General features: G+C 70.2%; 19 protein-coding genes. 10 read left to right on the top strand and 9 right to left on the bottom strand.

Annotated features, from left to right (window positions below; all coding sequences use genetic code 11):
* Positions 1-193: 193 nt before the first annotated feature.
* The 5 genes from ACGFZA_RS38685 to ACGFZA_RS38705 are packed head-to-tail and all read right to left on the bottom strand — an operon-like array spanning position 194 to position 5,627.
* The gene (locus ACGFZA_RS38685) at positions 194-1,504 is read right to left on the bottom strand and encodes a DUF58 domain-containing protein (RefSeq protein ID WP_385288403.1); all 1,311 of its coding nucleotides are present in this window, start codon (positions 1,502-1,504) and stop codon (positions 194-196) included.
* 11 nt (positions 1,505-1,515) lie between these two features.
* Positions 1,516-2,517, bottom strand: a complete 1,002-nt coding sequence (locus ACGFZA_RS38690; protein WP_393685415.1) for an AAA family ATPase — start codon at positions 2,515-2,517, stop codon at positions 1,516-1,518.
* Entirely contained in the window at positions 2,514-3,740 is a 1,227-nt protein-coding gene (locus tag ACGFZA_RS38695) for a DUF4350 domain-containing protein (protein WP_393685417.1), read from the bottom strand. The genes ACGFZA_RS38690 and ACGFZA_RS38695 overlap by 4 nt, the downstream gene beginning before the upstream one ends.
* Entirely contained in the window at positions 3,737-4,420 is a 684-nt protein-coding gene (locus tag ACGFZA_RS38700) for a DUF4129 domain-containing protein (RefSeq protein WP_393685419.1), read from the bottom strand. The genes ACGFZA_RS38695 and ACGFZA_RS38700 overlap by 4 nt, the downstream gene beginning before the upstream one ends.
* Positions 4,421-4,424: 4 nt before the next feature.
* Entirely contained in the window at positions 4,425-5,627 is a 1,203-nt protein-coding gene (locus tag ACGFZA_RS38705; protein ID WP_385288379.1) for a glycerophosphoryl diester phosphodiesterase membrane domain-containing protein, read from the bottom strand.
* A 140-nt stretch (positions 5,628-5,767) separates the two neighbouring features.
* On the opposite strand from ACGFZA_RS38705, the gene mtnA reads away from it, so the two are divergent.
* From mtnA to ACGFZA_RS38740, 7 genes are all read left to right on the top strand, one after another.
* Positions 5,768-6,913: an S-methyl-5-thioribose-1-phosphate isomerase gene (gene mtnA / locus ACGFZA_RS38710; protein WP_385288381.1), complete on the top strand. Its 1,146-nt coding sequence runs from the start codon at positions 5,768-5,770 to the stop codon at positions 6,911-6,913.
* A gap of 4 nt (positions 6,914-6,917) precedes the next feature.
* Positions 6,918-7,607 carry a two-component system response regulator MtrA gene (gene mtrA / locus ACGFZA_RS38715; RefSeq protein WP_005316841.1) on the top strand — a complete coding sequence of 230 codons (690 nt, stop codon included), beginning with the start codon at positions 6,918-6,920 and terminating at the stop codon, positions 7,605-7,607.
* Position 7,608: 1 nt separating this feature from the next.
* On the top strand, positions 7,609-9,627 hold the full coding sequence (gene mtrB / locus ACGFZA_RS38720; RefSeq protein ID WP_393685424.1) for an MtrAB system histidine kinase MtrB: 2,019 nt from the start codon (positions 7,609-7,611) through the stop codon (positions 9,625-9,627).
* An 85-nt stretch (positions 9,628-9,712) separates the two neighbouring features.
* Positions 9,713-11,485, top strand: a complete 1,773-nt coding sequence (locus ACGFZA_RS38725) for an LpqB family beta-propeller domain-containing protein (protein WP_393685490.1) — start codon at positions 9,713-9,715, stop codon at positions 11,483-11,485.
* 97 nt (positions 11,486-11,582) lie between these two features.
* Positions 11,583-12,311: a ComF family protein gene (locus ACGFZA_RS38730; protein ID WP_385288389.1), complete on the top strand. Its 729-nt coding sequence runs from the start codon at positions 11,583-11,585 to the stop codon at positions 12,309-12,311.
* Between the two features lie 321 nt (positions 12,312-12,632).
* A complete protein-coding gene (gene hpf / locus ACGFZA_RS38735) occupies positions 12,633-13,322 on the top strand; it encodes a ribosome hibernation-promoting factor, HPF/YfiA family (protein WP_148018960.1) in 690 nt (229 codons plus the stop codon).
* Positions 13,323-13,506: 184 nt separating this feature from the next.
* Complete coding sequence (locus ACGFZA_RS38740; protein ID WP_385288392.1) at positions 13,507-14,262, top strand: response regulator; 756 nt, start codon at positions 13,507-13,509, stop codon at positions 14,260-14,262.
* 36 nt (positions 14,263-14,298) lie between these two features.
* Here ACGFZA_RS38740 and ACGFZA_RS38745 read toward each other — a convergent pair whose 3' ends face one another.
* Both ACGFZA_RS38745 and ACGFZA_RS38750 read right to left on the bottom strand, forming a co-directional pair.
* The gene (locus ACGFZA_RS38745; RefSeq protein ID WP_393685427.1) at positions 14,299-15,474 is read right to left on the bottom strand and encodes a winged helix-turn-helix domain-containing protein; all 1,176 of its coding nucleotides are present in this window, start codon (positions 15,472-15,474) and stop codon (positions 14,299-14,301) included.
* Between the two features lie 49 nt (positions 15,475-15,523).
* Positions 15,524-16,111, bottom strand: a complete 588-nt coding sequence (locus ACGFZA_RS38750; RefSeq protein ID WP_393685429.1) for a GNAT family N-acetyltransferase — start codon at positions 16,109-16,111, stop codon at positions 15,524-15,526.
* Between the two features lie 240 nt (positions 16,112-16,351).
* Between ACGFZA_RS38750 and secA the strand changes: the two genes are divergently transcribed.
* Entirely contained in the window at positions 16,352-19,168 is a 2,817-nt protein-coding gene (secA, locus tag ACGFZA_RS38755; RefSeq protein WP_385288400.1) for a preprotein translocase subunit SecA, read from the top strand.
* A 380-nt stretch (positions 19,169-19,548) separates the two neighbouring features.
* Here secA and ACGFZA_RS38760 read toward each other — a convergent pair whose 3' ends face one another.
* Complete coding sequence (locus tag ACGFZA_RS38760; RefSeq protein ID WP_385283222.1) at positions 19,549-19,968, bottom strand: Rv3235 family protein; 420 nt, start codon at positions 19,966-19,968, stop codon at positions 19,549-19,551.
* 290 nt (positions 19,969-20,258) lie between these two features.
* Here ACGFZA_RS38760 and ACGFZA_RS38765 point away from each other — a divergent pair, with 290 nt between their 5' ends.
* The gene (locus ACGFZA_RS38765) at positions 20,259-20,762 is read left to right on the top strand and encodes a DUF6912 family protein (protein ID WP_393685432.1); all 504 of its coding nucleotides are present in this window, start codon (positions 20,259-20,261) and stop codon (positions 20,760-20,762) included.
* A 242-nt stretch (positions 20,763-21,004) separates the two neighbouring features.
* Positions 21,005-21,679 carry an HAD family hydrolase gene (locus ACGFZA_RS38770; RefSeq protein WP_385283218.1) on the top strand — a complete coding sequence of 225 codons (675 nt, stop codon included), beginning with the start codon at positions 21,005-21,007 and terminating at the stop codon, positions 21,677-21,679.
* Between the two features lie 22 nt (positions 21,680-21,701).
* Here ACGFZA_RS38770 and ACGFZA_RS38775 read toward each other — a convergent pair whose 3' ends face one another.
* Positions 21,702-22,268: a DJ-1/PfpI family protein gene (locus ACGFZA_RS38775; RefSeq protein WP_385283215.1), complete on the bottom strand. Its 567-nt coding sequence runs from the start codon at positions 22,266-22,268 to the stop codon at positions 21,702-21,704.
* Positions 22,269-22,376: the final 108 nt, after the last annotated feature.

The following is a 22,376-nucleotide window of genomic DNA, read 5'->3' on the forward strand; positions in this document are numbered from 1 at the left end:
CTGCAGGGGGGACCCTGTGGGAGAGTAGGACGCCGCCGAACTCCTTTTATGAAAAGCCCCGTGCCCTTGTGGCACGGGGCTTTTCTGCGTTCCCGAACAGAACGAGCCCGGACAGTCGTCAGCGGGCACGAGGCGTACGTTTCCCAGTGCCCGCTCATGGTGCCCGCTGACTTGTGTGCCGGGTGGGGCGACGCTACAGCCGTCCCGCTGCCTTGAGAGCCAAGTAGGCGTCCGAGAGGGCCGGTGCGAGGTGGTCCGGTGTGGCATCGACGACGACCACACCATGACGCTGGAGCTGTTCCGCCGTCCGACGCCGACGAGCCTGAGCCTGGGCGCCGGCAGCAGCTTCGTAGATCGCGTCCACTGTGCCTCTCGCACCTGCCATGTCTTCGACGTGCGGGTCACTCACAGCCGCCAGTAGCACGGTGTGCCGCTGGGTGAGGCGCGGGAGTACGCGCAGCAGGCCCTCTTCCACAGGTGCTGCGTCAAGGCTGGTCAGCAACACGATCAAGGAACGCCGGGGAGCGTTGGCCAGTGCGGCGGCGCTCAGGCCGCGTGAGTCGGTCTCCACGAGTTCCGGTTCCAGCGGCGCCAGAGCGTCGACCATCGCCGCCAGGATGTCTCCGGCTGCCCGGCCCCGGATCTGGGCCCGTACTCGGCGGTCGTAGGCGAGAAGGTCCACACGATCGCCGGCGCGGGTGGCAAGGGCGGTGAGGAGCAGAGCCGCGTCCATCGACGCGTCGAGACGAGGGACATCGCCCACCCGGCCCGCCGACGTCCGGCCCGTGTCGAGGACGATGAGGATGCGACGGTCGCGCTCGGGGCGCCAGGTGCGTACAGCCAGAGCCGACTGGCGCGCGGTGGCTCGCCAGTCGATCGAGCGGGTGTCGTCGCCGGGAACGTAGGCGCGCAGGCTGTCGAACTCCGTGCCTTCACCACGGGTGAGGACGCTTGTACGCCCGTCGAGTTCACGCAGTCTGGCGAGGCGGGACGGCAGGTGCTTGCGGCTCGTGAAGGGCGGCAGGACGCGCACTCTCCAGGGAGCGTCGTGACTGCCCTGGCGGGCTGCGAGACCCAACGGTCCGTAGGACCGGATGGTGATCCGCTCGGCCTGGCGGTCCCCGCGGCGAGTGGGGCGCAGAAACGTGGTGACACGACGGCGCTCGCCGGGTGGAACATCCAGTTCGTGACGGGACGCGGCCTGGTCCGTGCCCGGCAGCCAGCTGCTGGGAGGCCATGCGTCACGGAGGTGTGCCCGCAGACGACGGCGGGAAGGATTGACTACGGTGAGTTGCACCTCGGCGCCCTCGCCGAGTCGCACGGTGGTATCGCCGGATCGGGTGAACTGAAGCGGACGCACTGGTGCTGCCAGGGCATAGTCGCACAGAATAGCTAGTGAGAGCGGGGCATTGACCGCGAGCATGCCCGTCCAGCTCGGGGCCAGGATGCCTACAGGGAGTGACCCCAGAGCGGCGAGCAGAGCGGTGCGTCCGGTAAGAGCCACCATTCACCGCCTCAACGGGGTACGGGGACGTGGGCGAGAACCGCGGTGATGACGGAATCCGGGGTGACTCCCTCCATCTCCGCTTCGGGCCGCAGTTGGATGCGGTGCCGGAGCGTAGGGAGGGCGAGGGCTTTGACGTCGTCGGGGGTGACGTAGTCGCGCCCTGTCAGCCAGGCCCAGGCCCGGGCAGTGGACAGGAGAGCAGTGGCGCCTCGGGGCGAGACCCCGAGGGCGAGTGAGGGGGATTCACGCGTGGCACGACAGATATCCACCACGTAACCGGCGATCTCGGGGGAGACCGCGGTCCGGGAGACAGCGTTGCGTGCTGCCTCCAGATCCGCCGGCCCGGCGACCGGGCGTATGCCCGCCGCCTGCAGGTCACGGGGGTTGAAGCCGTCCGCATGACGGGTCAGGACGTTGATCTCGTCGTCGCGGGACGGCAGCGGGACCGTCAGCTTGAGCAGGAACCGGTCCAATTGGGCTTCGGGGAGGGGGTACGTGCCCTCGTACTCCACCGGGTTCTGGGTGGCTGCAACGAGGAAGGGATCCGGCAGGGGGCGTGCGATCCCGTCGACGGTGACCTGGCGCTCTTCCATCGCCTCCAGAAGGGAGGACTGCGTCTTTGGAGGCGTCCGGTTGATCTCGTCGGCCAGAAGGAGGTTGGTGAAGACCGGCCCCGGCTGGAAGGAGAACTCGGCGCTGCGGGCGTCGTAGACCAGGGAGCCGGTGACGTCACTGGGCATCAGGTCGGGGGTGAACTGGACACGCTTGGTGTCGAGTTCGAGTGATGCTGCGAGGGCCCTGACCAGGAGGGTCTTGGCCACGCCGGGGACACCTTCCAGCAGGACATGGCCGCGGCAGAGCAGTGCGACGACGAGGCCGGTGACCGCCGGGTCCTGGCCGACGACTGCCTTGGCGATCTCGAACCGCAGGGCTTCCAGGGAGGCGCGGGCCGCCGCGTCGCTGCTGACGGTCCCGGTTGTCCCGGTGGGAATGGGGGGCGGGGCAGTCATGAGGTACGGACCTCTCTTTCGAGGGTGTCGAGTTGGTCTGCCAGGAGGACGAGGGCGGTGTCGTCGGAGGGGGCCGAGCCGAAGAGCAGTTGGCGGAGATCGGTGTCGCCGGGGTCGCGGCGTGCGGACACGGCGGGGAGGAGCGTCGCGGGGGAGTGGGCGTCGCGCGGGGAGACGCCGACAAGGGGGGCGAGGCGGGTACGGGTGGCGTTGCGCAGGGCTTCCGCGGCCCGGTCGCGGGCGTTGGCCTTGCGCTGGAGGCGGGCACGGCCCTCGGTGGACTCGGAGGCGCGGATGGCCACGGGCAGCCGTTCGGCGACCACGGGTCCCAGGCGTCGTGCCCGCCAGATGGCGGCAAGTACGGCGGCTAGGGCGAGTTGGAGCGTCCCCCAGAGCCAGCCCGACGGGATGAGGGCGAGGAATCCGCTCTCGCCCTCGGTGCTGTCGCCGTCCGTGCCGGTGTCCTTGCCGCCGGAGCTGTCCGCGGCGGAGGGGTCGTTGAGCGAGGGGAGGTACCAGACCAGATGGGGGCGCGAGCCAAGGAGTTGAAGTGCCAGAGAGGCGTTGCCGTCCTTGTCAAGACGGTCGTTGTAGAGGAGATCGGGGGACCCGAGCAGGACGGTGTCACCCGACGCCGGCTGCTCCAGCATGAGCAGGGACGGAAGGCCGTCGGCCGGGTAGCAGGCGAGGGTGTTCAGGCCGTCCGATGCGTAGCGGATGCCTCCTGTCTCCGCGTCGCCGGCCTGGAGGGCGGCGTCCAGCGAACACTGGGGGGCGCGTGTGGAGACCGGGGCGGAGGACTTGGCGCGGACGCCGGGGGCCAACGCGCCGACCGAGGTCGGGCCAGCGGCGACAAGCACCGTCCGGCCGCCCGTATCGGCGGTCATCCCGCCGAGCACGTTCTGCTGATGTGGTGTCAGGAGGTTGGGGGCGGCGACGAGCAGCGTGGTGTCGGGGCCGGCCGCAGACGTGGCGGCTTGGAGTGTGGTGACGACGCGGACGGAGACGCCTCGGTCCTTGAGGAGTTCGGCTACTGCCCTGCTGCCGTAACGGTCTGCGGAGCGGGGATCGAGCCTGCCGTGCTGGTCTCCGGAGCGGGTGGCAGCCAGGGCGATTCCCGCAGCGACGAGCACGAGGAGGGCGAGCAGCACACCGCGAGCGCGGATCCAGACCTGGTGCGGAGTGGGAGAGGCGGATGTGGAGCGCGTGGTGGCCGTGGTCACGCGGCAGCCCCCGGGACAGTGCCGGAGAGCTGCGGTGCGGTGGATTCGAGGTCGAGGTCCAGCGCGACCACGCTCAGATACTCCTGCCGGTCGGCGGAACGCCCGCCGTATGTGACGTCGTCGAACGTCCGGGCCGCAGCCCGGAGTCGTGCGGCGTGGGCCGGGAGCATGCGGCCCGCTTCCGCGGCGGCTTCGTCGGCGGTGCGTCCGGGCCGGGCGTCGAGCAGGGCGCGTTCCTCCAGGGAACGGACGATGGCGCGCATCCGCTCCTGGACGGCTGGGATCCACCGGCCTGCGGCGGCGTGGGCCTCGGCGGTCGCGCGGTGTTCCGGCGCACTGTGGGGGCCGCTCTCGAAGAGCGCGTCCGGCGCTCGCAGGCTGCGCTGGGGGGTACCCAGACGCCACAGGAGCGCGGCAACCAGAGCGATGACGATCAGTACGAGTACGACCAGTCCCGCAGGCCCGCCCGGTGCGGCGCCCGAGGCGGAGGAGAGGAGGTCGCCGATCCAGCTCCACAGATGGTCCAGGGCGCTCTGGAGGGGGTTCGGATCGTTCTCGTGGTACATCGGTCGGGACAGTTCGTGCCGTGCCGCCTCGCGGGCGGGCACCCGTGGGATGTCCACGGGTATGTCACCGCTCGCCCGGATCAGTAGTTCCGTCGTGCCACCCGCCCCCGACACGGTGTCAGCTCCTGTTGTCGTAGCCCGGCAGCCCTGCTGCCCGGGCGAGGTCGAGGTCGAGTGCTTCGCGTCGGATGCGCTGGTCCACGTAGAGAAGGGCCGTGACCCCGGCGGACAGCGGGTAGATGATCGTTGCGACGACGACGTCGCCGATGGCGGAGACGATCAGGAAAGGCCAGCCGAAACTTGTCGCTCCCTCGGTGAGGAAGGAGCTGAGGCCGCCGTCGTCCACGGCCATAGCGATGAGGCCGAACGGGATCCCGATCACGAGCGTCACGATGAGCGTCAGCAGCCAGGTGAGCGCGAGGATGCCGAAGGTCCGCCACCAGGCGCCGCGGACCAGTTTGGCGGAGCGGCGCATCGATGCGGTGATCGACTGCCGCTCCAGCATCAGTGCCGGGGAGGCGAGGCAGAAGCGGACCATCAGCCAGAGCAGCACACCGCCTGCGGCGAGCAGCCCGATGAAGGCGAGGCCGACACCTGCTGTGTCGCCGATCAGGAAGCCCGGGAGAATTCCCGCGGCCATGATTCCCGCGGCCATGACGGCCAGCAGGAGGGTCAGCCCCAGGAGCGGGAGCAGCCGGGGCCGGGCCTCGGCCCAGGCGTCGGAGAGCGTGACGGGGCGGCCGAGCACCGAGCGGCTGATCACCACGGTCAGTACAGCGGTGGTGACGATCGTGGCGAGCATCGAGATGAGCAGGGACGGGGCGGCGCTGAGCAGGCTGGAGCGGAGCGAGTCGGTGGCCTGGCGCAGGGCTTCCGAGCCCGTGGCGTTCCGGTCGACCGAGGGGGGCTCAGGCAACAGGTACTGCTGCACGAGCAGGTCGGCGGTCTGGGCGATCACGGCGACGGCGAGAGCGATGCCGAGCACCGTGCGCCAGTGCGCACGCATGGTGGATACGGCGCCGTCCAGGATCTCGCCGACGCCCAGCGGCCGGAGCGGGATGACACCGGGCTTGGCCGCAGCCGGCGGGCGCCCCCACCCGGGGCCCTGCGGGGGAACGCCCCAACCAGGGTGGGGAGGCGGTGTGCCGGGGCCGGTTCCGGGGCCGGCCGGCGGGGACCACTGCCCTGCGGGCGGCTGCGTGGAAGACCAGTTTCCCGCAGACCCGCTGTCGTCGACGGGTTCGGAAGGGCGGGGGACGCCTGCCTCCTGGTCGTCGGAGGGGGCAGATCCGGGCGAGGCCCAGCCCGGAGTGTCGTTCATTCTCGCTCCTTCACGGTCCTGTCCGCGTATCGGGGCGTCAGGTTGGCAGCCATCGTGCCACGCGTTGCACCCGTCCGGGACTGGCGCTGTATCTCCTTCGTTCCTTCGTACGCGGGCGGCTCACGGGGCAGACTGGACGGATGGCTGATCAGGACGCGCAATCGCCGGTGGGCCGCGAGCCCGCCGCGCTTCCCGTACTTCGATGGGACGAACCGCCGGAAGGCCCCGTGCTGGTGCTTCTCGACCAGACGAGGCTGCCGGCGGAGGAGGCTGAGCTGGCGTGCACGGACGTTCCCGCGCTGGTGGAGGCGATCCGGACGCTGGCGGTGCGCGGAGCGCCCCTGCTGGGCATCGCGGGCGCCTACGGGGTGGCTCTCGCCGCCGTGCGGGGGTACGACGTGGCGGAGGCCGCGGGCCTGCTGGAGCAGGCGCGGCCCACCGCGGTGAACCTCGGGTACGGCGTCCGGCGGGCCGCCGGGGCGTACTGGGCGGCCGTCGACAAGGGGGCCGGTCCCGAGCAGGCGGCGGCGGTGGCACTGGACGAGGCCCGGGCGCTGCACCGGGAGGATGCTGCGGCCAGCGGGCGCATGGCCGGGTACGGGCTCGCTCTGCTGGATGAGCTGCTTCCCGGCGGCGGTCACCGACTGCTGACCCACTGCAACACGGGGGCGCTGGTCTCCGGGGGCGAGGGGACGGCTTTCGCGGTCGCGCTCGGGGCGCACCGGTCGGGCCGGCTCAGGCGCCTGTGGGTGGACGAGACCCGTCCGCTGCTGCAGGGTGCCCGGCTGACCGCGTACGAGGCGGCGCGCAACGGCATGCCGTACAGCCTGCTCACGGACAACGCCGCGGGGTCGCTGTTCGCCGCAGGCGAGGTGGACGCCGTGCTGATCGGGGCGGACCGCATCGCCGCGGACGGATCGGTGGCCAACAAGGTGGGGAGCTATCCGCTCGCGGTGCTCGCGAAGTACCACCACGTACCGTTCATCGTGGTGGCCCCGACGACGACCGTGGATCTCCACACCGCGGACGGTGCGTCCATCACGGTGGAGCAGCGGCCGGCGAGAGAAGTGACCGAGCTCACATCCCCGCAACTGGGGGCTGACGGGAGAGGAATCGGCGGCGTACCCGTGGCGCCGGTGGGAGCCCCGGCGTACAACCCCGCCTTCGATATCACGCCGCCGGAGCTGGTCACGGCGATCGTCACGGAGGAGGGCGTAATCTCCCCGGTCACAGGGGTCGGACTGGCAGAGCTGTGTGCCAGATCATCGCAGGTAACGATTAGCTAATGGGATGATGTCGTTTATGAAGGGACGCGTCCTTGTCGTCGACGACGACACCGCACTGGCCGAGATGCTCGGGATTGTGCTGCGTGGTGAGGGGTTCGAGCCGTCGTTCGTAGCGGACGGCGACAAGGCACTTGCTGCATTTCGTGAGGCAAAGCCGGACCTGGTCCTGCTGGATCTCATGCTGCCCGGTAGGGACGGCATCGAGGTCTGCAGGTTGATCAGGGCCGAGTCCGGCGTGCCGATCGTCATGCTCACTGCCAAGAGCGACACGGTTGACGTGGTGGTGGGCCTGGAGTCAGGGGCCGACGACTACATCGTCAAGCCGTTCAAACCTAAGGAGTTGGTTGCCCGGATCAGGGCACGTTTGCGTAGGTCCGAGGAACCGGCACCGGAGCAGCTGACCATCGGTGACCTGGTCATAGATGTGGCCGGGCATTCGGTGAAGCGGGACGGGCAGTCCATTGCCCTCACTCCGCTGGAGTTCGACCTGCTGGTCGCGCTCGCCCGCAAGCCGTGGCAGGTCTTCACCCGTGAGGTGCTCCTTGAGCAGGTCTGGGGATACCGTCACGCCGCCGACACCCGTCTGGTGAACGTGCACGTGCAGCGGCTCCGCTCCAAGGTCGAGAAGGACCCGGAGCGGCCGGAGATCGTGGTGACCGTCCGAGGCGTCGGTTACAAGGCCGGACCGAGCTGACATGTCCCTGGGTAGCACTGCTCCGAAGCCCGGGGAGCCGGGAGTCCGTGCGGAGCGGGCTGCCGGTTCAGGGCACACGTCATCTCCGGTGGGGCGTTTCCTGCAGGGCGGCCGGTTGTTCCATGACCGGGCGCCCGGCGGGCCGCTGCCGCGGCTGCTCATGCGGTGGGTGCGGCGTCCGCTGCTGCCCGCCGTGCGGCTGTGGCGGCGCAACCTCCAGCTGCGGGTCGTCGCCGGCACGCTGCTGATGTCGCTCGGTGTGGTGCTGCTGCTCGGCCTCGTCGTGATCGGGCAGGTGCGCAACGGCCTGCTGGACGCGAAGGGCAAGGCTGCCCAGACACAGGCCGCCGGTGGGTTCGCGGCTGCCCAGGAGAAGGCGAACGCTCCGCTCACCCCCGGTGCGCAGGGCGGTGACGCCGCGGACGGCACGACGGCCAACAACTCCTGGCGGACCGAGCTCGTCGACCAGCTCGCCAGTGGTGGGAAGAACGCGTTCAACGTGGTGGCGCTCAGCGCCGACGAGGGGTCCCGCGCTCCGCGCGGATCCGGCAGCGTCGAGGCCGCGAGCATTCCCCAGAAGCTGCGCGAGTCGGTGAACAAGGGCCCGGGAGCGTTTCAGACGTACTCGCAGATCAAGTACGCGAACGGGCAGGAATCGCAGCCCGGTCTGGTCGTGGGCAAGCGGCTCTACGACATCGACCGCAATCCGTACCAGCTGTACTACGTCTTCCCGCTGACCCAGGAGGAGAAGTCCCTGACGCTGGTCAAGGGCACGCTGGCGACCGCGGGTCTGTTCGTGGTCGTGCTGCTCGGGGCCATCGCGTGGTTCGTGGTGCGCCAGGTCGTCACCCCCGTACGCATGGCGGCGGGGATCGCCGAACGGCTCTCGGCGGGCCGGCTCCAGGAACGGATGAAGGTCACCGGAGAGGACGACATCGCCCGGCTCGGTGAGGCCTTCAACAAGATGGCGCAGAACCTCCAGCTGAAGATCCAGCAGCTGGAGGAGCTCTCCCGGATGCAGCGGCGCTTCGTCTCGGACGTCTCGCACGAGCTGCGGACGCCACTGACGACCGTGCGCATGGCAGCCGACGTGATTCACGAGGCACGCGTCGACTTCGACCCGGTCACGGCGCGTTCCGCGGAGCTGCTCGGGGACCAGCTCGACCGCTTCGAGTCGCTGCTGTCCGATCTGCTGGAGATCAGCCGGTTCGACGCGGGTGCCGCGGCTCTGGAGGCGGAGCCGATAGACCTGCGCCAGGTCGTGCGGCGGGTGATCGGTGGCGCCGAGCCGCTGGCCGAGCGCAAGGGCACCCGGATCCGGGTGGTCGGCGACGAGCAGCCGGTGATCGCCGAGGCCGACGCGCGACGGGTCGAGAGGGTTCTGCGCAACCTGGTCGTCAACGCCGTCGAGCACGGCGAGGGACGCGATGTCGTGGTGCGGATGGGAGTGGCCGGCGGAGCGGTCGCGGTGGCCGTCCGGGACTACGGCGTGGGGCTGAAGCCCGGCGAGGCGACGCGGGTGTTCAACCGCTTCTGGCGGGCCGACCCGGCCCGTGCCCGGACGACGGGCGGCACCGGACTGGGGCTGTCCATCGCCGTCGAGGACGCGCGGCTGCACGGCGGGTGGCTGCAGGCCTGGGGCGAGCCCGGTGGGGGTTCGCAGTTCCGGCTGACGCTGCCGCGTACGGCGGACGAACCGCTGCGTGGTTCGCCGATACCGCTGGAGCCCGAGGACTCGCGGCGCAACCGTGAGAACCGGGAGCGGGCTGCGGCCCCCGATGAGAGCGGCCACCGGCTGGTGGCGGTGCCCTCCCAGCAGGCGGGCACGGACCGGGCGGCACTGCCCGTTCCGGCCCGCGCATCCATGCCGGCCCGCACCGCCCCGGCCTCGGTGCATCCGGCGGCCCTGCCGGGCAACGGCGCGCGTGTGGTGCCGCGTCCCGCCGAGGAGCGGCCCGTCCGTCACAACGACTCTCCGGGGCAGGATCCGGGGCGGGAGGACACGACTCGTGATCACTGACCGCCGTCAGGGCGGCCGCGGACGTGCGGTGGGGGTGACCGTGCTGCTCGGCTGCGGCGCCGTGCTGCTGTCCGCATGCGGCTCGATGCCCGTCACGGGGGACGTCAAGGCCGTGGACGCCTCGCAGCCCGGCGACTCCCAGGTCCAGGTGTACGCGGTCGCTCCGCGCGACGGCGCCACTCCGAACGAGGTGGTCGACGGCTTCCTGGAGTCGATGACCAGCGACGACTCCGATTTCAGGACCACGCGCCAGTACCTCACGAAAGAGGCGTCGAGCGGCTGGAAGCCGAGTGCGCTCACCACGGTGCTGGCCAAGGCGCCCAACCGGAGCGACCGGCCGGTCCATGACAGCGACCGCGGCACCGACGAGGTCAGCTACACCCTGACCGGCGAGAAGGTGGCGACGGTCGACGACCAGAACGCCTACCAGCCGCTTGCGCCGTCGGACTACTCCAGCACCCTTCACCTGGTGCGGGAGAAGGGCCCGGACGGCAAGGAATGGCGCATCGACATGGTGCCGGACGGCCTGGTTCTCGGGCAGTCCGACTTCAAGCGGCTCTACCGTTCCGTCAACAAGTTCTACTTCGCCACCGGGCGGACCGAGGCGCAGTCCACGCTGGTCGCCGACCCCGTCTACATCCGTAACCGGACCGATCCGGCTACGGGCATGGACACGGTGACGCAGGCGGTCCGCAGCCTCCTGAGGGGCCCCACCGACTGGTTGCGGCCAGTGGTCGCATCGCGCTTTCCCCCGGGAACCGGGCTGCGGAAGGGCGTCACATCCCTGACCCCCGACGACAGCAACGTGTTGAAGGTCCCCCTCGACAAGAAGGCGGACGGGACCGGGCAGCGCACCTGCCGGATGATGGCCTCGCAGGTGCTCTTCACCCTCCGGGATCTGACGTCCGCACGCGTCGAGCAGGTGGAGCTCCAGCGTTCCGACGGGTCGGCGCTCTGCGTACTGGGAGCGGACCAGGCCGAGGAGTACGCCCCCGACGGGTCGTCCGGTGGGCCCGACAGCCAGTACTTCGTCGATTCCAAGGGACACGTGGAGCGCATCCCGGGGAGCACCCGGGGCAGCGGTGAGCCGGAACCGGTGGCGGGTCCGTTCGGCAGCGGCTCGCTGCAGGTGAGCGCGGTCGGCGTGGCCCGGGACGAGCAGACAGCGGCCGTCCTGTCGCAGCACGGGGACGCGCTCTACGTCTCCTCCATCGCGGCGGACGGCGAGCTCCCGGTACCGGCCGTGACGAGCAAGGCCGGTCGTGCCCGGGACCGGCTGACGGCGCCCAGCTGGGACGGCCGGGGCGACCTCTGGGTCGCCGACCGCGACCCGGGCAACTCGCGGCTGCTGAGGCTGGCCGGCGGCATGGGCAAGCCCCAGGAGGTCACCGTGCCGAGCCTGGACGGCGGCCGGATCACGGCACTGCGTCTGTCCTCGGACGGGGTGCGCATCGCGCTGCTGCTGACGCGGGAGGACGGGACGGCGTCGCTGAAGATCGGCCGGATCGAGAGGAAGGGCCCGCAGGGCAAGGAGCAGGTATCGGTGGTGGATCTGCGGCAGGCCGCTCCGCAGCTGGCCGATGTGACCGCGATGTCGTGGTCGGGCGGCAGCCGCCTCGTGGTGGTCGGCAAGGAGCGGGGAGGGGTGCAGCAGGTCCGCTATGTGCAGGCGGACGGTTCGATGCCCTCCTCGGGTGTGCTGCCCGGCGTCAACCAGGTGCTGGCCATCGCGGCGGCGGACGACGAGCAGCTGCCGCTGATGGCGGACACGGTCGGCGACGGAATAGTGAAACTGCTGCCCGGGGACAACTGGCAGACCGTCCTGAAGGAAGGTTCGGCGCTGGTTTACCCGGGCTGACGCCGCACGACCGTGCGGGACCCGGGCGTGCCCGGGCGGCCCCGAGGCGTTGTCCACAGGGGTGGTCGGGCTGCCTCGACGCGTGCACAGTGGAGCCATGCGCGGGTGGTGGCGGGAGATCGCCGGACTGGTCCTGCCGGTGGACTGCGGAGGCTGTGGCAGGCCGCGGACCGAGCTGTGCGAGGAGTGTCGCGCGCAGCTGTACGGCCGGGTGCCGCGCCGGGTGCGGCCCGACCCGGAGCCCGCAGGTCTGCCCGTGGTCCATGCGGCCGCCGGATACGAGAACGCGGTACGTGCGGTGCTGCTGGCCCACAAGGAGCGAGGGGTACTCGGCCTCGCCGGGGCCGCCGGCAGGGCGCTGGCGGGTGCCGTGAGGGCCGGGGCGGGGTCGTCGGCCGAGGCGGGGCCGCTCCTGCTGGTGCCCGTGCCGTCGGCGCGACGGGCCGTCGCCTCGCGCGGACACGACCCTGCCCGCCGGATCGCGCTGTCGGCCGCGGCGGAACTGCGGCGTACGGGCACGCCCGCCCGCGTGGCCGGGGTGCTGCGGCAGCGGCGTCCGGTGGCCGATCAGTCCGGACTCGGGGCCCGGGAGCGCCGGGCGAATCTGGCGGGTGCTCTGGGGGTCGCGGCCGGGGGTGAACGTCTGCTTGCCGCCGGTCGGGTGGTGCTGGTGGACGACCTGTTGACGACGGGTGCCTCGCTGGCCGAGGCGGCGCGGGCGATCGAAGCGGCCGGGGGCTGGGGAAGCGTCGGCCGAGGGGCACGTCACGCGGCCGTGGTCGCAGCATCTCCGTCCGCCTACGAAATAAACCGGAACTGGAACTGAACTTGCATCGTTGCAGGTAGTGAGTGGGTAAAAAGACCTGAACGGAGGTACGTGCGAGTAGCGGGTGCCGACATCCCACCGGGCAGGCTATGTTCGGTTGTGAGGAATGGTGAATGCCAGGCCTCGACGAATGCACCACCAGGTTTCGGGCAGGCGACCCACTGAAGTTCGAGAACCGGGAATTCGGTGGGGTGGAGTCCTTGCCGACGGGGGAGGAGGAGGTGGAAGTCACCGAGTCCGCGGCTCCGGCCATCACCGGGGCCTGGTGCAAAAGGGAGATGCTCCGCCGCTGAGCGGAGCGATCCGGGAACGGAGTTCTGCGTGGACATCGTCGTCAAGGGCCGCAAGACCGAGGTGCCCGAGCGGTTCCGCAAGCACGTGGCCGAGAAGCTGAAGCTGGACAAGATCCAGAAGTTCGACGGCAAGGTGATCAGCCTCGACGTGGAGGTGTCCAAGGAGCCGAATCCTCGTCAGGCAGACCGTTCCGACCGGGTGGAGATCACGCTCCGCTCGCGTGGACCGGTCATCAGGGCAGAAGCGGCCGCAGGCGACCCGTACGCAGCGCTGGACCTGGCCACAGGCAAGCTGGAGGCGCGGCTGCGCAAGCAGCACGACAAGCGCTACAGCCGCCGCGGCACGGGTCGTATCCCCGCTGCGGAGGTCGGTGAAATGGTGCCGGACGCGGCGTCGTTCAACGGCGACGGCGAGCTGGTCGCCGACGAAGCGGCACAGCCCGTACCCACCACCAGGATCGGCTCGCTCGAGGTACAGGGCGAAGGACCGCTGGTGATGCGCGAGAAGACGCACGTCGCGGCACCCATGTCGCTCGACCAGGCGCTCTACGAGATGGAGCTGGTCGGTCACGACTTCTATCTGTTCGTCGACTCCGAGACGAAGGAACCCAGTGTCGTCTACCGGCGGCATGCTTACGACTACGGTGTCATCCATCTGAGGACCGACCCCCTGGCCGCCGACGAGGCGGGCGGCGCGGGCGGTGCGCTCGGCGGCTGACGCCACCACTACGTGGTGCCCCTGGAGCGTCTGTGCGCCCCCAGGGGCACCTTCGTGCGACCACGGGATCACCGCTCCGACGTCCCGGCATGAAATCATGGCGGCCCAAGCCAATCGGTGCTCTGTGAACTGCCGTTGGCGGACAGTTTTGAACTTCAGGCCGCGGCCTTCAGGGGGAGGAACGATGGCGGACACCTTCGGGCCCGTGCGCGATGCGAATGATGCCGGTGACACCGGCGGTGCCCATACCGGCGCGGACGACGACAGCGGTTCCCGCAAGGAACCGATCCGCGTCCTTGTGGTCGACGACCACGCCCTGTTCCGCAGAGGCCTGGAGATCGTCCTCGCGCAGGAGGAGGACATCCAGGTCGTCGGTGAGGCGGGCGACGGGGCGGAGGCGGTCGACAAGGCGGCCGACCTGCTGCCCGACATCGTCCTGATGGACGTGCGCATGCCCAAGCGGGGCGGCATCGAGGCCTGCACCTCCATCAAGGAGGTGGCTCCCAGCGCGAAGATCATCATGCTGACGATCAGCGACGAGGAAGCGGATCTCTACGACGCCATCAAGGCCGGTGCCACCGGCTACCTCCTCAAGGAGATCTCCACGGACGAGGTCGCCACCGCGATTCGCGCGGTCGCCGACGGGCAGTCCCAGATCAGCCCCTCCATGGCGTCGAAACTGCTCACCGAGTTCAAGTCGATGATCCAGCGGACCGACGAGCGCCGGCTGGTTCCGGCGCCCCGGCTCACAGAGCGTGAGCTCGAAGTCCTCAAACTGGTTGCCACGGGCATGAACAATCGGGATATCGCGAAGGAACTCTTCATTTCCGAGAACACCGTGAAGAACCACGTCCGCAACATTCTGGAGAAGCTCCAGCTGCACTCGCGGATGGAAGCCGTGGTCTACGCCATGCGGGAGAAGATCCTCGAGATCAGGTGAGCGGCCCGGGGGCGGCAGAGCCCCGGGAATACGCGGTCACGCGAGGACGCGGGAGATTTCCCGGGTCAGCGGTCCGCGTAGCTCCGGTGCGTCCACCCGCTCCAGCCGGACCTCGGTGCAGCCGACCCAGGAGGCGGCTTCGGCCAGCGCCTGCGCCATCGGTGCCACCGCCTTCGCGTCCGCCAGGGAAACCTGCCGGGCGACCAGCGTCGTGCCCTCACGGGCCGGGTCGACCCGGCCCTGCAGCCGGCCGCCCGCCAGCAGCGGCATCGCGAAGTAGCCGTGGATCCGCTTGGGCTTGGGGACGTAGGCCTCCAGACGGTGGGTGAAGCCGAAGATCCGCTCGGTCCTGGCACGCTCCCAGACCAGCGAGTCGAACGGTGACAGCAGCGTCGTGCGGTGGCGGCCGCGCGGCTCGGCGGCCAGAGCGGCCGGATCCGCCCAGGCAGGCTTCGCCCAGCCCTGCACCGTGACCGGGACCAGCCCGGAGTCCGCCACCACGGCATCGAACTGCTCGCCCTTGAGCCGGTGGTAGTCGGCGATGTCCGCGCGGGTGCCGACGCCCAGTGACTGCCCCGCGAGTGCCACCAGCCGGCGCAGGCACTCGGCGTCGTCCAGATCGTCGTGGAACACGGCATCGGGCAGGGCGCGCTCCGCGAGGTCGTAGACGCGCTTCCAGCCGCGCCTCTCGGTGCACACCACCTCGCCGTACATCAGGGCCCGCTCGACGGCCACCTTCGAGGCGGACCAGTCCCACCACTCCCCGCCGTTCTTCGCGCCGCCCAGCTCCGTCGCCGTCAGAGGGCCTTCGGCGCGCAACTGCTTGATGACGGTGTCGTAGGCGCCGTCCGGCAGGTCGTGGTGCCACTGCGGGCGCGCGCGGTAGGCGCGGCGGCGGAAGGCGAAGTGCGGCCACTCCTCGACCGGCAGGATGCAGGCCGCGTGCGACCAGTACTCGAAGGCCCGGCCACCCGACCAGTACGCCTCCTCGACCGTGGGCCGGCCGACCGCGCCCAGGCGCGCGTACGGAATCAGCTCGTGCGAACGCGCGAGCACCGAGATCGTGTCGAGCTGTACGGCCCCGAGGTGCCGCAGGACCCCGGGCACCCCGGCCCGGCGGTCCGGGGCGCCGAGGAAGCCCTGGGCGCGCAGCGCGATCCTGCGGGCCTGGTCGGCGGAGAGTTCGGCTGCGGGAGGCTGCACAGACGTCATGCCTCGCACCCTAGAGGGCGGCACTGACATCCCGGCCGGAGCCTTTCCCTCACGAGTGGGCGGGGGCGTCGGACGGGAGGTACGTGTCCGTGCCGGGCAGGCCGAGGTCGGACGGGAGCAGGGCGCCGGTCCACGCATCGCGGCGTACACCCTTGTTGATCACTCCGGAGCGCTGATCGCCCTCCATCCGGAATCCGGCGCGCAGCGCGACGGCCCGTGAGGCGAGGTTGCCGGTCTCGGCCCGCCACTCCAGCCGGTCCCCGCCGAGCGAGGTGAAGGTCCAGCGGGCAGCGGCGAGGACCGCCTCCGTCGTGTAGCCGAGACCGCGGTGCTCCCTGGCGGTCCAGAAGCCGACCTCGTACGTGCCCGGCCCGGTGCGTCGGTTGATGCCGAGCGCACCGGCCACGGCGCCGCCGTCGCGCACCGTCACGGCGAAGTTGTACATGGAATCGTCCTGCCAGCCGCCGGGCGAGAGCTGCCGGGCGAAGAGCTCGGCGTCCGCGCGGCTGTACGGCGACGGGACGACCGTCCAGCGCTGGATGTCGGGGTCCTGGCAGGCCACGTGCAGCTCCTCCGCGTCGCCCGGGACGAAGGGGCGCAGCAGCAGGCGGTCGGTGGTGAGAGTGATCGGTTCCATGTACGGATTCTGCTGAGCGGGCTGCCGCGGGGCGAGTACTTTTCGGCCTTCCCGGCACCTTCGGTGCCCTTCGTCCGTTGACCCGGGAGGGCGCTGCGAGGTCAACGCAGTGGCAGCCCTCCCGGCGCGGCGGGGTCCTCGCTTACGATGGCCGTTGCGGTGGGGCCCACCTGCCGTGCCCGCGCCAGAGTCCATAACACGACCCAGTGCCAGGCCCGACCGGCAAGGAGACCAGCCTCAGTGTCCGTCTTCAACAAGCTCATGCGTGCAGGCGAAGGCAAGATCCTGCGCAAACTGCACCGCATCGCGGACCAGGTCAGCTCCATCGAAGAGGACTTCGTCAACCTCTCCGACGCCGAGCTGCGGGCGCTCACCGACGAGTACAAGGAACGGTACGCGGACGGCGAGAGCCTGGACGACCTGCTTCCCGAGGCGTTCGCGACTGTCCGTGAGGCCGCCAAGCGAGTCCTCGGACAGCGCCACTACGACGTCCAGATGATGGGCGGCGCAGCCCTGCACCTCGGTTATGTGGCCGAGATGAAGACCGGCGAGGGCAAGACCCTCGTCGGCACCCTGCCCGCGTATCTCAACGCACTCTCGGGCAAGGGCGTGCACCTGATCACGGTCAACGACTATCTGGCCGAGCGTGACTCGGAGATGATGGGCCGGGTCCACAAGTTCCTCGGACTGAGTGTCGGCTGCATCATCGCCAACATGACTCCGGCCCAGCGCCGCGAGCAGTACGGCTGCGACATCACGTACGGAACGAACAACGAGTTCGGATTCGACTACCTCCGCGACAACATGGCCTGGGCGCAGGACGAGCTCGTCCAGCGTGGCCACAACTTCGCGATCGTCGACGAGGTCGACTCGATCCTGGTCGACGAGGCCCGTACCCCGCTGATCATCTCCGGCCCCGCCGACCAGGCCACCAAGTGGTACGGCGACTTCGCCAAGCTGGTCACCCGCCTGACCAAGGGCGAGGCGGGCAACCCGCTCAAGGGCATCGAGGAGACCGGCGACTACGAGGTCGACGAGAAGAAGCGGACCGTCGCGATCCACGAGTCCGGTGTCGCGAAGGTCGAGGACTGGCTGGGCATCGAGAACCTCTACGAGTCGGTGAACACCCCCCTCGTCGGGTACCTCAACAACGCCATCAAGGCCAAGGAACTCTTCAAGAAGGACAAGGACTACGTCGTCATCGACGGCGAAGTCATGATCGTCGACGAGCACACCGGCCGTATCCTCGCCGGCCGCCGGTACAACGAGGGCATGCACCAGGCGATCGAGGCGAAGGAAGGGGTGGACATCAAGGACGAGAACCAGACACTCGCCACGATCACCCTCCAGAACTTCTTCCGCCTCTACGGCAAGCTCTCGGGCATGACCGGTACGGCGATGACCGAGGCCGCCGAGTTCCACCAGATCTACAAGCTCGGCGTGGTGCCGATCCCGACCAACCGGCCGATGGTCCGGGCCGACCAGTCGGACCTGATCTACCGCACCGAGGTCGCGAAGTTCGCCGCGGTCGTCGACGACATCGCCGAGAAGCACGAGAAGGGCCAGCCGATCCTGGTCGGCACCACCTCGGTCGAGAAGTCCGAGTACCTCTCGCAGCAGCTCTCCAAGCGCGGTGTGCAGCACGAGGTCCTCAACGCCAAGCAGCACGACCGTGAGGCGACGATCGTCGCCCAGGCCGGCCGCAAGGGCGCGGTCACGGTCGCGACGAACATGGCCGGCCGAGGCACGGACATCAAGCTCGGCGGCAACCCCGACGACCTCGCCGAGGCGGAGCTGCGTCAGCGCGGCCTCGACCCGGTGGAGCACGTCGAGGAGTGGGCGGCCGCGCTGCCCGCCGCGCTGGAGAAGGCCGAGCAGGCCGTGAAGGCGGAGTTCGAAGAGGTCAAGGACCTCGGCGGGCTGTACGTCCTCGGTACGGAGCGGCACGAGTCGCGTCGTATCGACAACCAGCTGCGTGGCCGTTCCGGCCGTCAGGGCGACCCGGGCGAGTCCCGTTTCTACCTCTCCCTCGGCGACGACCTGATGCGTCTGTTCAAGGCGCAGATGGTCGAGCGCGTCATGTCGATGGCCAACGTGCCCGACGACGTGCCGATCGAGAACAAGATGGTGACGCGGGCGATCGCGTCGGCGCAGTCGCAGGTCGAGCAGCAGAACTTCGAGACGCGTAAGAACGTCCTGAAGTACGACGAGGTGCTCAACCGGCAGCGTGAGGTCATCTACGGTGAGCGCCGCCGGGTCCTGGAAGGCGAGGACCTGCAGGACCAGATCCGCCACTTCATGGACGACACGATCGACGACTACATCCGCCAGGAGACGGCGGAGGGGTTCGCCGAGGAGTGGGACCTGGACCGGTTGTGGGGCGCGTTCAAGCAGCTCTACCCGGTGAAGGTCACGGTCGCCGAGCTGGAGGAGGCCGCCGGGGATCTCGCCGGTGTCACCGCCGAGTTCATCGCCGAGTCGGTCAAGGACGACATCCACGAGCAGTACGACGAGCGTGAGAAGACGCTCGGCTCGGACATCATGCGTGAGCTGGAGCGGCGTGTGGTGCTGTCCGTCCTGGACCGCAAGTGGCGTGAGCACCTCTACGAGATGGACTACCTCCAGGAGGGCATCGGCCTCCGGGCCATGGCGCAGAAGGACCCGCTGGTCGAGTACCAGCGCGAGGGCTTCGACATGTTCAACGCCATGATGGAAGGCATCAAGGAGGAGTCCGTCGGCTACCTGTTCAACCTGGAGGTCCAGGTGGAGCAGCAGGTCGAGGAGGTTCCCGTGCAGGACGCGGCGACGTCGCTGTCCAAGGAGGACGCCGTTCCGGCGGCGCGTCCGGAGATCCGGGCCAAGGGGCTCGACGCTCCTCAGCGTCCGGACCGGCTGCACTTCTCCGCTCCCACGGTGGACGGGGAGGGCGGTGTCGTCGAGGGCGACTTCTCCAACGGTGACGGTGCCGGTTCGGCCGAGTCGGACGGGCTCACGCGGGCGGAGCGGCGCAAGGCGCAGAAGAGTGGTGGCGGTGGTGGGCGGCGCCGCAAGAAGTAGCGTGCGCTGACTGCTTTCGCCGGCCGGGGCCGGACACCGTTGGGTGTCCGGCCCCGGCCGTTGCGCGTTTGGGGGGTGCGGGGTGTTCGGTGCGGGTGCGGGTGCGGGCGCCGGGGTGGTGGGTGCGTGCGAGTGGCGGTCCGGGTGGGTGGGTGCGGTGCGGGTCGGTGTGCGCCTGCGGCGGGCCTTGTCCCCTGCCCGCCCCTTCCCGTAACCGGGGCTCCGCCCCGGACCCCGCGCCTCAAACGCCGGCGGGGCTGGATGGGGCGGCCGGAAGGGTCGGAAGCGCGATAAGGAGGCGGAGGAGGGGCGGCGGGCTGGGTTGGTGGCTGGAGGGGGTGGGCGGGCCCGTGGGGGCCGTTTTCCGGTCCGGGAAGGGGTCAGGAGCGGCGTACCGGGGTGTTACCCAGTTCCACCGCGGCGCAGCGCCAGCGGAGGTCGGGGCCCTGTTCCAGCCGGAAGGCCATGGCGAGGACCTGCTCGCCCGCCGCGATGCTCGCGAAGGCCTCCACGACGCCAGGAGCCGGCTGGGTGCCTCGGCACATGCGGATGACCGGGCGGGCGCCGCGGCTCCTGAGCGGGGTGGTGGGGGTCAGATCGGCGAGCTGGTCGTAGGCATCACCGATCGTGTGTCCGAGCATCCAGTGGACGGGGCGCTGGCCGCTGAGTACCGCCAGGAGGCGTTCCGCGAACCACTGGTGGGGCCGGATCCGCTGGGGCATCCGGCGGCGTTGTGCGGGTACGGCTTCGGGCCTGCGCGCGTCATGCCGTCCGGCGGGCCGGGTCCTGTTCGTGCTCATCGCTGTCGCCCCCGTGCTTCAGAGGCCCGGATCGATACCGGGCGGTAACTTCTGCTGGTGATCTTCTACGGGGACGGCGGAGGCGGCCGCAAGCGTCGGTAGCCCGGGTGTGCGGGGCGCCGGGTTCACCTATCCGGGTGGCAGGGCCGGTCCGGTGTGGGGGCCCGGGGCGGGTGGGGCAGGGTGAGGACCGGTTGCCGGGTGGACGGGGCGGGGCCCGGACACGTAACCCCAAAGGGGGACGCCCCACGTATCCTGAGGGCGTTCCGACTACGAAAGCGACCCCAGCCATGCGCGTGTACGTCCCCCTGACCCTCTCCGGGCTCGCAGCGGCGCACCGGGCCGGCGAAGTCGGCCCAGGACCGCTGACCGCCTACGCGGTGACCCCCGCGCTGCGGGAGTGGTACGTCTCCGACGACATCGAGGAGCTGGAGTACGCGGCGCTCAACCGGGCCGCCTCCGCGTCGCTGCGGCTGATCGCCGGGGACCCCGCCGTCGCCCGCCGCCGAGTCGTCGTCGCCGTGGACGTGCCGGACGGGGCCGCGGTCGCCGACCCCGACCACATCCTGGACGCCTCCTCGCTCGGTGAGGTCACCATCGCCTCCGCGGTCGCGCTGACCGCGGCCGCCGCGGTGCATGCCGACTCGGACGAGGCCGACAAGGACGTCACGGCGGCCGCGGCCGCCCTGGGAGCCGCGGACCTCGGTGACGACGACGCCCAGTTCACCGTCGACGGTGCCGAGGACCACGAGCTGCTGTGGTTCGGTATCCAGGAGATCCCGAACCTGATCTGACCCGGCGAGATTCCCGGCGGGCGCCTGATCCGACCTGGTGGGAGTCCCGGCGGACGCCCGATGTGACGTGGCCGGACTCCCGGCGGACGCCCGATGTGACGTGGCCGGACTCCCGGCGGGCGTCCGATGTGACCTTGTGAGGGGTCCGGTGGACGCCTGATCCGGCCGGGTGGGGGCCCCGGCGGAGGTGTTCCGCGCGGGCTGTCGGGGCCGATGTCGGTGGCAGCGGGTATTTTTCTCGTATGGGGACGCATGGGAAGAAGCACCGCACGCATCTGGTCTGGGACTGGAACGGCACTCTGCTCGACGACAACACCGCGGTCGTCGGTGCGACCAACGCCGCGTTCATGGAGATCGGCGTGGCGCCGATCACGCTGGAGCAGTACCGGGAGATGTACTGCATCCCGATACCCCGGTTCTACGAGCGGCTGATGGGCCGGCTGCCCACGGAGGCCGAGTGGGAGCGGATGGACGGTGTCTTCCATCGCAGCTACACCGAGCGGCGCGGGGCCTGCGGGCTGACCGAGGGGGCCGCCGAGCTGCTCGCGCAGTGGCAGCTGACCGGCCGGAGCCAGTCCCTGCTGAGCATGTACGGGCACGAGCACCTGGTCCCCGTCGTGCGGGGATACGGCATCGAGCGGCATTTCGTGCGCGTCGACGGGCGTACCGGGCCGTCCGGCGGCAGCAAGGCCCAGCACATGGAGCGGCACTTCGCGGCGCTGGACGGGATATCCCCCGAGTACACGGTGGTCATAGGCGACGCCGTGGACGACGCGGTGGCCGCGGCCCATGTCGGAGCGAAAGCGGTGCTCTTCACCGGCGGTTCGCACAGCCGGACCAGTCTGGAGGCGGCCGGGGTGCCCGTCGTGGACACCCTGGCCGAGGCCGCGGCCCTCGCCCAGCAGCTGGGCGAGTAGCCGGCGGCCCGTGGGGGCGGGATCAGGCGACCGGGGCCTTGGTGCGGAGCACGGTGAGGAATTCACGCATCCAGGCCGAGTGGTCCGGCCACGCCCGGGAGGAGACCAGGGTGCCGTCCACCACGACCTCGGTGTCCTGGAAGGTGGCCCCGGCCGTCCCCATGTCCGGCTCCAGCGCGGGATAGGCCGTGACCCGGCGGTCCTTCAGCGCGCCGACCGCCGCCGTCATCAGCGGTCCGTGGCAGATCTGGGCCACCGGGCGGTCCGTGTCGAAGAACGCCGAGAGGATCGTGCGGAGGTCGGCGTCGTTGCGCAGGTACTCGGGAGCGCGCCCGCCCGGGACGACGAGGGCCACGTAGTCGTCCGGGTCGACCTCGGAGAAGGCCAGATCGGCGGGCCAGGTGTAGCCGGGCTTCTCGGTGTAGGTGTCGAAGCCGGGCTCGAAGTCGTGGACCACGAAACGGAGCGTCTTGCGGGAAGGAGCGGCGATATGGACCTCGTAACCCTCCTCGCGCAGTCGCTGGTACGGGTAGAGGACTTCGAGGGACTCGGCGGCGTCGCCGGTGACGATCAGGATCTTCGGTGCCATGGCAGGGCTCCCCACGGTGCGTCGGCCTGTTCCTTTTACCGGTACCAGAGTGCGGCAGCGACGGCCCGCGCGCTGTCCAGAGTGTCAAAGTTCGTGACCCTCTTTTGT

The organism is Streptomyces sp. NPDC048211, from assembly GCF_043202315.1.
Lineage (GTDB): Bacteria > Actinomycetota > Actinomycetes > Streptomycetales > Streptomycetaceae > Streptomyces.

Excerpts from the sequence above, each read along its gene's own strand:
- mtnA (WP_385288381.1), top strand. The coding sequence starts at position 5,768 with ATGGCTGATCAGGACGCGCAATCGCCGGTGGGCCGCGAGCCCGCCGCG.
- ACGFZA_RS38725 (WP_393685490.1), top strand. The coding sequence starts at position 9,713 with ATGCCCGTCACGGGGGACGTCAAGGCCGTGGACGCCTCGCAGCCCGGC.
- ACGFZA_RS38730 (WP_385288389.1), top strand. The coding sequence starts at position 11,583 with ATGCGCGGGTGGTGGCGGGAGATCGCCGGACTGGTCCTGCCGGTGGAC.
- ACGFZA_RS38690 (WP_393685415.1), bottom strand. The coding sequence starts at position 2,517 with ATGACTGCCCCGCCCCCCATTCCCACCGGGACAACCGGGACCGTCAGC.
- mtrB (WP_393685424.1), top strand. The coding sequence starts at position 7,609 with ATGTCCCTGGGTAGCACTGCTCCGAAGCCCGGGGAGCCGGGAGTCCGT.
- ACGFZA_RS38760 (WP_385283222.1), bottom strand. The coding sequence starts at position 19,968 with ATGAGCACGAACAGGACCCGGCCCGCCGGACGGCATGACGCGCGCAGG.
- ACGFZA_RS38705 (WP_385288379.1), bottom strand. The coding sequence starts at position 5,627 with ATGAACGACACTCCGGGCTGGGCCTCGCCCGGATCTGCCCCCTCCGAC.
- ACGFZA_RS38775 (WP_385283215.1), bottom strand. The coding sequence starts at position 22,268 with ATGGCACCGAAGATCCTGATCGTCACCGGCGACGCCGCCGAGTCCCTC.
- ACGFZA_RS38740 (WP_385288392.1), top strand. The coding sequence starts at position 13,507 with ATGGCGGACACCTTCGGGCCCGTGCGCGATGCGAATGATGCCGGTGAC.
- ACGFZA_RS38745 (WP_393685427.1), bottom strand. The coding sequence starts at position 15,474 with ATGACGTCTGTGCAGCCTCCCGCAGCCGAACTCTCCGCCGACCAGGCC.
- ACGFZA_RS38750 (WP_393685429.1), bottom strand. The coding sequence starts at position 16,111 with ATGGAACCGATCACTCTCACCACCGACCGCCTGCTGCTGCGCCCCTTC.
- ACGFZA_RS38770 (WP_385283218.1), top strand. The coding sequence starts at position 21,005 with ATGGGGACGCATGGGAAGAAGCACCGCACGCATCTGGTCTGGGACTGG.
- ACGFZA_RS38765 (WP_393685432.1), top strand. The coding sequence starts at position 20,259 with ATGCGCGTGTACGTCCCCCTGACCCTCTCCGGGCTCGCAGCGGCGCAC.
- mtrA (WP_005316841.1), top strand. The coding sequence starts at position 6,918 with ATGATGTCGTTTATGAAGGGACGCGTCCTTGTCGTCGACGACGACACC.